Origin of the sequence: Cupriavidus sp. SIMBA_020 (assembly GCF_046535395.1) — a bacterium.
Lineage (GTDB): Bacteria > Pseudomonadota > Gammaproteobacteria > Burkholderiales > Burkholderiaceae > Cupriavidus > Cupriavidus campinensis.
The window spans coordinates 1-269 of the sequence record NZ_JAWRWU010000651.1 but is presented as its reverse complement, the minus strand read 5'-3'; the positions used below and the strand labels follow the sequence as shown (position 1 = coordinate 269).

The window sequence follows — 269 nt, the reverse complement described above, 5'->3', positions numbered from 1 at the left end:
CTTTTGTTATGAGGTCCATGTGAATGGACCGGCCTGCAGCGATTGCGGCTAGCCGCGGCCGACGAAAGGCATCGTGGTGGCCATGATCGTCATGTCGAGAATGTTGGCCTCGGGCGGCAGCATCGCCATATGCACGACCGCGTTCGCCACATGCGCGACATCCATGCGCGCTTCCGGCGCCATGCGTCCGTCGGCCTGCATGACGCCCTGATTCATGCGCTCCGTGAGCGGCGTCGCCGCGTTGCCGATATCGATCTGCCCGCATGCGA

1 pseudogene is annotated in these 269 nt (G+C 63.6%); it reads right to left on the bottom strand.

What is annotated here, in order from left to right:
* Positions 1-48: 48 nt before the first annotated feature.
* Positions 49-269, bottom strand: a pseudogene (locus SB751_RS30920) (3-oxoacyl-ACP reductase); the annotation flags it as partial.